This is a genomic window from Mesorhizobium sp. M0174, from assembly GCF_040322275.1.
Taxonomy (GTDB): Bacteria; Pseudomonadota; Alphaproteobacteria; order Rhizobiales; family Rhizobiaceae; genus Mesorhizobium.
This window is the reverse complement of sequence record NZ_JAMYTB010000013.1, coordinates 104,708-112,942: the sequence shown is the minus strand read 5'-3', so window position 1 is coordinate 112,942 and position 8,235 is coordinate 104,708. Positions and strand designations below refer to the sequence as shown.

General features: G+C 63.9%; 10 protein-coding genes. 2 read left to right on the top strand and 8 right to left on the bottom strand.

Features of this window, described 5'->3' with window-relative positions; genetic code table 11:
* Positions 1 to 185 precede the first annotated feature (185 nt).
* From NKJ13_RS22865 to NKJ13_RS22840, 6 genes are all read right to left on the bottom strand, one after another.
* Positions 186 to 965 (bottom strand): succinate dehydrogenase iron-sulfur subunit, encoded by a 780-nt coding sequence (locus NKJ13_RS22865; protein WP_352701261.1) that lies wholly within the window; start codon positions 963 to 965, stop codon positions 186 to 188.
* Positions 965 to 1,402: a DUF3052 family protein gene (locus tag NKJ13_RS22860; protein WP_352508972.1), complete on the bottom strand. Its 438-nt coding sequence runs from the start codon at positions 1,400 to 1,402 to the stop codon at positions 965 to 967. Before NKJ13_RS22860 ends, NKJ13_RS22865 begins: the two co-directional genes overlap by 1 nt.
* Before the next feature lie 2 nt (positions 1,403 to 1,404).
* On the bottom strand, positions 1,405 to 3,243 hold the full coding sequence (gene sdhA, locus NKJ13_RS22855) for a succinate dehydrogenase flavoprotein subunit (protein WP_352508951.1): 1,839 nt from the start codon (positions 3,241 to 3,243) through the stop codon (positions 1,405 to 1,407).
* A 3-nt stretch (positions 3,244 to 3,246) separates the two neighbouring features.
* On the bottom strand, positions 3,247 to 3,642 hold the full coding sequence (gene sdhD / locus NKJ13_RS22850) for a succinate dehydrogenase, hydrophobic membrane anchor protein (RefSeq protein WP_352508952.1): 396 nt from the start codon (positions 3,640 to 3,642) through the stop codon (positions 3,247 to 3,249).
* Between the two features lies 1 nt (position 3,643).
* Positions 3,644 to 4,063 carry a succinate dehydrogenase, cytochrome b556 subunit gene (gene sdhC, locus NKJ13_RS22845; RefSeq protein WP_352738333.1) on the bottom strand — a complete coding sequence of 140 codons (420 nt, stop codon included), beginning with the start codon at positions 4,061 to 4,063 and terminating at the stop codon, positions 3,644 to 3,646.
* A gap of 243 nt (positions 4,064 to 4,306) precedes the next feature.
* Positions 4,307 to 4,687 (bottom strand): hypothetical protein, encoded by a 381-nt coding sequence (locus NKJ13_RS22840; protein WP_254817827.1) that lies wholly within the window; start codon positions 4,685 to 4,687, stop codon positions 4,307 to 4,309.
* Positions 4,688 to 4,917: 230 nt separating this feature from the next.
* On the opposite strand from NKJ13_RS22840, the gene NKJ13_RS22835 reads away from it, so the two are divergent.
* Complete coding sequence (locus tag NKJ13_RS22835; RefSeq protein WP_352649381.1) at positions 4,918 to 5,277, top strand: hypothetical protein; 360 nt, start codon at positions 4,918 to 4,920, stop codon at positions 5,275 to 5,277.
* Here the strand turns inward: NKJ13_RS22835 and NKJ13_RS22830 are convergent.
* Together NKJ13_RS22830 and NKJ13_RS22825 are read right to left on the bottom strand one after the other, a co-directional pair.
* The gene (locus NKJ13_RS22830) at positions 5,261 to 6,481 is read right to left on the bottom strand and encodes a GGDEF domain-containing protein (protein ID WP_352738336.1); all 1,221 of its coding nucleotides are present in this window, start codon (positions 6,479 to 6,481) and stop codon (positions 5,261 to 5,263) included. The two genes, NKJ13_RS22835 and NKJ13_RS22830, sit on opposite strands and share 17 nt — an antisense overlap.
* 76 nt (positions 6,482 to 6,557) lie before the next feature.
* Positions 6,558 to 7,754 (bottom strand): GGDEF domain-containing protein, encoded by a 1,197-nt coding sequence (locus NKJ13_RS22825; protein WP_352508956.1) that lies wholly within the window; start codon positions 7,752 to 7,754, stop codon positions 6,558 to 6,560.
* A gap of 160 nt (positions 7,755 to 7,914) precedes the next feature.
* On the opposite strand from NKJ13_RS22825, the gene NKJ13_RS22820 reads away from it, so the two are divergent.
* Positions 7,915 to 8,226 (top strand): hypothetical protein, encoded by a 312-nt coding sequence (locus tag NKJ13_RS22820; RefSeq protein WP_352508957.1) that lies wholly within the window; start codon positions 7,915 to 7,917, stop codon positions 8,224 to 8,226.
* The last annotated feature ends 9 nt before the right edge of the window (positions 8,227 to 8,235 follow it).

The window sequence follows — 8,235 nt, the reverse complement described above, 5'->3', positions numbered from 1 at the left end:
ATCCAGACCATCGACCTCAATGCAAGCCAACGATAGGATGGCAAACTGTTCGCGATGTCCTCGCACAGCTGTTCGCGATGTCCCCGGTCCAAACACCCCCTTGCGGGGGAGATGTCCGGCAGGACAGAGGGGGGCGCGAAGGATCGCTACGGACGAGACGATCTCGGCTGCAACCCGCCCGCCCCCTATACCCGTCGCTCCACCATCATCTTCTTGATCTCGGCGATCGCCTTGGCCGGGTTGAGCCCCTTGGGGCAGGTCTGGGCGCAGTTCATGATCGTGTGGCAGCGATAGAGCCGGAACGGGTCTTCGAGATTGTCGAGCCGCTCGCCCGTCGCCTCGTCCCTGGAATCGATCAGCCAGCGATAGGCCTGCAGCAGCGTCGCCGGGCCGAGATAGCGATCGCCGTTCCACCAGTAGCTCGGGCAGGAGGTCGAGCAGCAGGCGCACAATATGCACTCGTAGAGCCCGTCGAGCTTTTCGCGGTCCTCATGGCTTTGCAGCCATTCCTTGGCCGGCTCGGGCGACACCGTCTTCAACCACGGCTCGATCGAGGCATGCTGGGCGTAGAAATTGGTGAGGTCGGGCACCAGGTCCTTGACCACTTGCATGTGCGGCAGCGGATAGACCTTGATCGCGCCGGCAATGTCGTCGCAGCCCTTGGTGCAGGCCAGCGTGTTCGACCCATCGATGTTCATGGCGCAGGAGCCGCAAATGCCTTCGCGGCAGGAGCGGCGCAGCGTCAGCGTCGGGTCGATCTTGTTCTTGATCCAGAGCAGCGCGTCGAGCACCATCGGCCCGCAATCGTCCATGTCGACGAAATACGTATCCATGCGCGGGTTCTCGTCATCGTCGGGCGACCAGCGGTAGATGCGGTATTCGCGCAGATTGGTCGCACCCTCCGGCTTCGGCCAGGTTTTTCCGGCCATTATCTTCGAGTTTTTCGGAAGCGTGAGTTCGACCATTACCTCAGGTCCTTTCGGATGACGAGCTTCAGCCCGGACCAGATCTCGTTCACGGCGGCGACCTTGACGTCGACGAGGTCGAGCTTCAGCGCCTCTGTGCGGATAATGTCCTCGGTGACGTCGGTCGGCACTTTCGATGCCTTCTTTGGCCATGACACCCAGACCATGCCGTCCCGCTTGATCGCCGCTTCGATGTCGCCAAGACGGTCCTCGATCTCGACACGCTGCCGGGTGAAAGCGTGCACGGCATCGTATTTCTCATGAACGCCCGAAATCGCCGACCAGTTGGCCAGCCGGTCGAGCTCGGCAAAGTCCACGGCTTCGGCAAGGTCGTCCAGCTCGGCCGGCAAGGCGACGAAGGCGGCAATCATCCCGTCCTTCAGGCCGAGCTTGGCTGGAAGGGGCGTGCCGGAATATCCAGCTGTCGCCAGCGCCATCTTCAATACACTCTCGCCTTCGGCGCAATCTTGGCCGGATTGATGCCGCCGTCTGCCTCCTTGAGCAGCGTCTCGGTGTGCACCGGCCGGTAGCTGAGCGCCACCTCGCCGGCCTCGTTGAGCCGGGCCAGCGTATGCTTGCGCCAGTTGGCGTCGTCGCGGGCCGAAAAGTCCTCCCGCGCGTGCGCGCCGCGGCTTTCCTTGCGCGCCTCGGCGCCGTAGACGGTGGTGATGGCGTTGGCCATCAGATTTTCCAGCTCCAGCGTCTCGACCAGGTCGGAGTTCCAGATCATCGAGCGGTCGAACACCTTGACGTCCTTGAGCTCGCCCCAAAGCTGCGAAATGCGCCTGCAGCCGCTTTCCAGCGATTCCTGGGTGCGGAACACCGCCGCGTCCTCCTGCATCGCCTTCTGCATCTTTTCGCGCAAAACCGCTGTCGGCGTCGAGCCGTTGGCGTGACGCAGCCGGTCGAAGCGGTCCATGATCTTTTCGACGGCGGCCTCGTTGGGCGAAGGGATCGCCGATGTCCGGTCGATCACCTGGCCGGCCCGGATCGCCGCCGCACGGCCGAACACCACCAGGTCGATCAGCGAGTTCGAGCCCAGCCGGTTGGCGCCGTGCACCGAGGCGCAGCCGGCCTCGCCGACCGCCATCAGCCCGGGCGACACCTGGTCCGGGTTCAAGGCAGTAGGGTTGAGCACTTCGCCCCAGTAATTGGTCGGCACGCCGCCCATATTGTAATGGACCGTCGGCAGCACCGGGATCGGCTCCTTGGTCAGGTCGACGCCGGCAAAGATCTTTGCCGATTCCGAAATACCCGGGAGCCTCTCGTGCAGAACGGCCGGGTCGAGATGGTCGAGATGCAGGAAGATGTGATCCTTCTTCGGGCCGACGCCGCGGCCCTCCCTGATCTCCAGCGTCATACAGCGCGAGACCACGTCGCGCGAAGCCAGATCCTTGGCTGACGGCGCGTAGCGTTCCATGAAGCGCTCGCCCTCGGAATTGACGAGATAGCCGCCCTCGCCGCGCGCGCCCTCGGTGATCAGGCAGCCGGCGCCGTAGATGCCGGTCGGGTGGAACTGCACGAACTCCATGTCCTGCAGCGGCAGCCCTGCGCGTGCGGCCATGCCGCCGCCATCGCCGGTGCAGGTATGCGCCGAGGTGGCCGAGAAATAGGCGCGGCCATAGCCGCCGGTCGCCAGCACCACCATTTTCGCCGAAAAGCGGTGGATGGTGCCGTCGTCGAGGTTCCAGGCGACGACGCCGGTGCAGGTGCCGTCCGGCTCCATGATCAGGTCGAGCGCGAAATACTCGATGAAGAACTGCGCATTGTGCTTCAGCGACTGGCCGTAGAGCGTGTGCAGCATGGCGTGGCCGGTGCGGTCGGCGGCCGCGCAGGTGCGCTGCACCGGCGGCCCCCCGCCGAAATTCATCATCATGCCGCCGAACGGCCGCTGGTAGATTTTCCCGTCCTCGGTGCGGCTGAAGGGGACGCCGTAATGCTCGAGCTCGTAGACCGCCGCCGGCGCTTCGCGCACCATGTATTCCTGCGCGTCGGTGTCGCCCAGCCAATCCGAGCCTTTGACGGTGTCGAAGAGATGCCACTGCCAGTTGTCGGGACCCATATTGGCGAGCGAGGCGGCAATGCCGCCCTGTGCCGCCACCGTATGCGAGCGCGTCGGGAACACCTTGGTGATGCAGGCGGTGCGCAGGCCCTGCTCGGCCATGCCGAGCGTGGCCCGCAGGCCGGCGCCGCCGGCACCGACGACCACGACGTCGAATTTGTGGTCGACATAGCTATAGGCGGAAGCCGTGTTGGCGTTCTTCGCGTCCTTGGCCAAAACTCAGCCTCCAAATGCCAGTTTAAGCAGGGCGAAGACCGAAGCGACGCCGACGACTACGGGAAAGAATGTGTTGAGGGCGAGCAGCGCCAGCCTGGCGCCTTCGCCATGCACATAGTCTTCGATGATTGCCTGCATGCCGAGCCGCATGTGGTAGAGCACCGACAGCAGCACCAGCGCCAGCACCAGTGCCACGAACGGATTGGCAAGTGCGGCGCGCACCTCGATATAGCTGGCGCCGTTGAGTGCGATCAGGAAGCCGACGAAGAACAGGACCAGCGGGATGTTGGAGATCGCCGTCAGCCGCTGGCGCCAGAAATGGCCGGTGCCCTCGCGGGCGGAACCGAGGCCGCGGACCTTGGCCAGCGGCGTGCGCATGTCGGTGTTTTTGCCGCTCATGTCAGGCTCCCCGCGCCAGGTAGCCGGCGATCCAGATCAGCAGCGTCAGCATGACCGAGCCGGCCAGCGTCGCCCAGGCGATCCTCGACGCGGTATCCTTTTCCAGCCCTGCCCCAGTGTCCCAGATCAGATGGCGCACACCGCCCAGCATGTGGTGCATCAGCGCCCAGCTGTAGCCGAACAGCACCAGCCGTCCCAGCCACGAGCCGAAGGCCCAGTTGACGGCATTGAAGGTCGCCTCCGAACTCGCCGCCGCCATCAGCCACAGCGCGACCAGCAGCGTGCCGAAATAGAGCGCCCCGCCGGTGATGCGGTGGACGATCGACATCGTCATGGTGATCGGCGGCCGATAGACGGTCAGGTGCGGCGAAAGCGGCCGTTCACGTCTGGCAAATTCGCGGGTGGCTGGTGACTTGCTCATGGCTCCCCCAGTTCGGCGTCTCTGGAGCCTCAGGTGGGAATGCGGCATTGCCGCTTCCGGTTGCGACTTCGGACAGCCGGTTTCTAATGCTCTTTTTGCACCGCGTCAAAGCCGGAAAACCGTTTCGAAAACGTAATTTAGTCTGATGAAAGCGGCGTTTTCAGCTTCAATCGATTAGGACTGTCGCCTTGAGCCGGCACAATGTCGCTGCACTGCAAAATATGGCTGCCACAAAGGGGCGGATCAGCGCTTGCAGGCCAGCGGTGAGGCACCGCCCTTCATCACCAGCGCGTCACGCCCGTCGATCACGATTGCGTCATGCGCCTCGCCGTAACGGCTGGTCTGATTGGCCGGTGAAGCCGGCAGCTCGGCACTGGTGCCGTCCTGGCCGAGCACGCGCACCGACGTGCCCAGGTTCTCGATGGTCATCACGCTACCGTCGGCGCAGTTGTAAGTAGCAATGCGCGGCTGCGGTGCCGTCGGTTCGCTGGCGGCGGGAGCAAGCGACACGGAAGCGGCGGCCGTATTGCCAAGCTTGGGCGCGCTGGTCTGCGGCGCGCAGGCGGCGGCCGCCAGTAGCGGCGGAATGGCCAGCGCCACCCGAAACCTGCGGTGTAATCTCATGCTGCTTTCCCCCGCGCATCGAGCCCCCGGATTTTCATGCTTTTTGAGTCGCGCCCGATGCCGGCGATCGTGGGAACAAGGCATGGCCGAATGATGGCCGGTGGGCGATCGGGTATTAACCATATTTTCCAGGACCTCGCCCCGGCTGCGGTTGCCCTCTTAACAAAGGTTAATAAAAGGTTAATTTCTGATTCGAGGAGGCTTGCCTCTCAGCAATGGAGCAGCACGCCATGCATTCGAATTCAGCAGGACCGCGCCTTCCCTGGTTCCTATTGGCGGCGCTCGCCGTCGGCGTCGTCGCACCGGCATTCGCCGGGACGCGCCATCATGACCGCGTCTATGCCGATTCCTTCGGCAATCTCGTCATCGACAGCGCCGCCGGCTACAAGCGTATCCTCGTTGGCGAGGGCAAGCTGGCCAAGGAGTTGTCCGACTACACCGGCGCCGGCCAGCCCGACGTGATCTACGAAAACGAATCGGACGATGTCCGCGGCGGCGACTGCTACAGGCCACCGGTTTTCGTCAAGGGCCGCAGCTATATGTATGGTCTCTCCGACGGCGAGATGCCGGAGCTCAGCCCCTGCCGCTGACGGCCACGCCGCCCTTGGTTGACGGCGCCGGCAGGGCAACAGCCGGCCCCACCGAGACACGCACGCAATCGCGGCCGCTGCCCTTCGCCTGATAAAGCGCTTTGTCGGCGCGCCGCAGCAGGTCGGAAAAGCTTTCGCCCGGACCAAGCTCTGCAACGCCGAAGCTGGCGCTGCAGCGGTGATTTGCGGGCAGGCAGTCGATCGGCGTGGAACCGAAGGCGCTGCGCGTGCCCTCGGCAAAGAGCCGGGCGGCGGCTAGATTGGTCCCCGGCAGGAAAATAGCGAATTCCTCGCCGCCGATGCGTCCGGCGACATGATGGTCGGCCGCGGCATCGCGGAGGAAACCGGCAAAGGCCTCGATGACCCGATCGCCCGACGCGTGGCCGTAAGTATCGTTGATGCGCTTGAAATGGTCGAGATCGGCAATGACCAGTGCCGCTGGAACGGCGCGCCGCATGGCGTCGCGCAGTGCGATCTCGGCATGGCGCTCGAAGCCGCCACGGTTGAGCAGCCGCGAAAGCGTGTCGGTTTCCGATTTCGACGTCACCTCGGCGAGCACGTCGCGGACCAGGATAGCCAATGTCACCAGCGCAAGCGCCAGGCCGAACACGGTGCCGACAGACTGCGACACCAACGCATAGCTGGTCTGCGCATAAGATTGCGGGTTGGCGCCCCAGCCCCCAAGCGCATGGGCGATGAAGGGTTTGCTGGCGAATTGCAAGGTGCTGGCCGCCAGGACAGCCATCAGCATATAGTCGAGCCGCTCGCGTCTTTGCCTGGACGACAAGACGATCGCCAGCCCGGTGAATTGCATGGCCGCATAGGGAAGCTGGTAGGCCGCCATTCGCACAAAGGATTGGCGTGGCAGATCCTGGACGAAGTAGACCGCGAGGGTGGCGAAGACCAGGAAGAGCAGCATCGGCGGCCAAGGCGGCGAAACGCGGTATTTATGGGCAAGCCCGCCATTGAAGGCGATGGTAGCAGCAAGGAAAGCGGCAAAGGCGGCGACAACTACGGGGCGCGCATTGTCGAAGGCAGGAATGCTGAACTCGATCGCGAAATAAGCCATGCCGAGCACATAGCCGAACGCCAGCCAGCGCGCCGACACCCGGCCGGCGTCATAGACCGCGATCGTCATGAAGGCCGCCGCCAGCAGCCCGGCAACGAACAGGTTGATCAGCAGGATGAAATTAGCGCTGCCCATGGCGTTTTGGCACTCCCCCCGAACAGCAGATCACCAACGGGCGAAAAAGACGTTAATTCGAAGCCGCCGCTGACGCTCAGCCAGCACTGGTCCGATTGGGAAGGACGACCGTTTCAGGCCGCTGATGGGACAGGCACACGCTGTCGCGGCCATTCCTTTTGGCTTTGTAGAGCGCTTCGTCGGCGCGGCGCATCAGCGGGTCCAGCCCTTCGTGGCTGGTGCGGGCGGCCACGCCGAAGCTCGCGGTCACTCTTGTCTCGGGCGGAAGCCCGTCGATTCGGCCCGCCGAATAGAGCGTGCGAATGGTTTCGGCATACAGTCTTGCCGCGCCAAGGTCGCTGAGCGGCAACAGCACGGCGAACTCTTCGCCGCCGACGCGGCCGGCAACGCCGCGCGCACCTGCAGCCGACAGAAGCTTGGCGGCGAAATCGACGATGACGCGATCGCCGGCCGCGTGGCCATGCTGATCGTTGAGTGCCTTGAAATGATCGAGATCGGCCAGCACCAGCGTAACCGGCAATCGCGCCGTGGCACAGTGCTGCAGCACCAGCGTGGCGCGCTCCTCGAAGCCGCGGCGGTTGAGCAGGCCCGACAGCGGGTCTGTCAGGGTTTCGGTCTTCAGGGCCTTCGTCACATCGAGCGCGGCGGCGCCAAACAGGCAAAGTGCAATAAGCAGCGACAGCAATGCATGCGACAGCAGCGCCGTCGTCCAATAGGAGGAGGTGTAAAGCCCTTCATAGCTGGTGAACGGCCCATGCGCGATGACGACGGCAAGGGTCCGCGCCAGGAAGTTCATGCCGGAAAGCAGCGACAGTACGAACAGGACCATTTCTGTCGGGCCGTTGTTGCGCACTGCGCGCAACTCGGCGGCAACAACCAGGCTGATGCCGCCGAAGCTGAAATTGATGGCAAGGATGCGCCAGGTGAGATCCGGCCGGGCAAAAAGAAACCACGAGAACGCGGCCAGTCCGCCGCAGGCCAGAATGCCGACCGCCGTGTAAGGCACGCGCCGCCCATAGCGCGCAATGACCGCGCCGGCGAGACAGCAAGTGGCAAAGGTGAAGCACAGGATCGAGATGAGCTTGGTGGGCGCCATACCGACAGGCAGCGTGAAATACTGGAGCAGGAAGCCTGCGGCCGAGGCCGAGTAGCCCGCCGCCAGCACGGCCAGATAGGGACGGTGACGCTGATAGAACCACAGCACGAGAAATGCAGTGCCGAGTGTGAGGGCGATGCCTGGATTGAGCAGCGCTATGAGCAGGCCGGTGTCCAAGCGCTGAAATTTCCCCTCGCTTCCCTCAGGAGACGTTAGAGCGGAAGCCCAAACAAGCGGTTAAGCGAAAGCGAATATACGACAGGTGCGTCGACGCAGCCGCTGGGCGGAACCGCGAACGGCGAGCGGCGTTTCACGACGGCAACCAGGAGACGCTCCGATGGCCGACACGATCATGCTGACCGATCACGATGCAATTCGCTCTTGGGCGGCGGCGCGCGCCGGCTTTCCGGCGATCGTCGACGTGTCGCCCGAAGCCGGAACGCAGCCCATGCTGAGGCTGGTCTTCGGCCAGCATGCCTATCAGGACCAGGATGAGCCCGAACGTCCGGTCAATGCCGGCGGCTATGAACTGGTCGAATGGGATGAATGGTTCAAACTCTTCGACGAGCGCCAACTGGCGCTGGTCGTTGCAAAGGACCAACCCGGCCGACGTGAGGGATTTCACGAATTCGTCAGGCGGCCCGGCTGAAGAATGCCC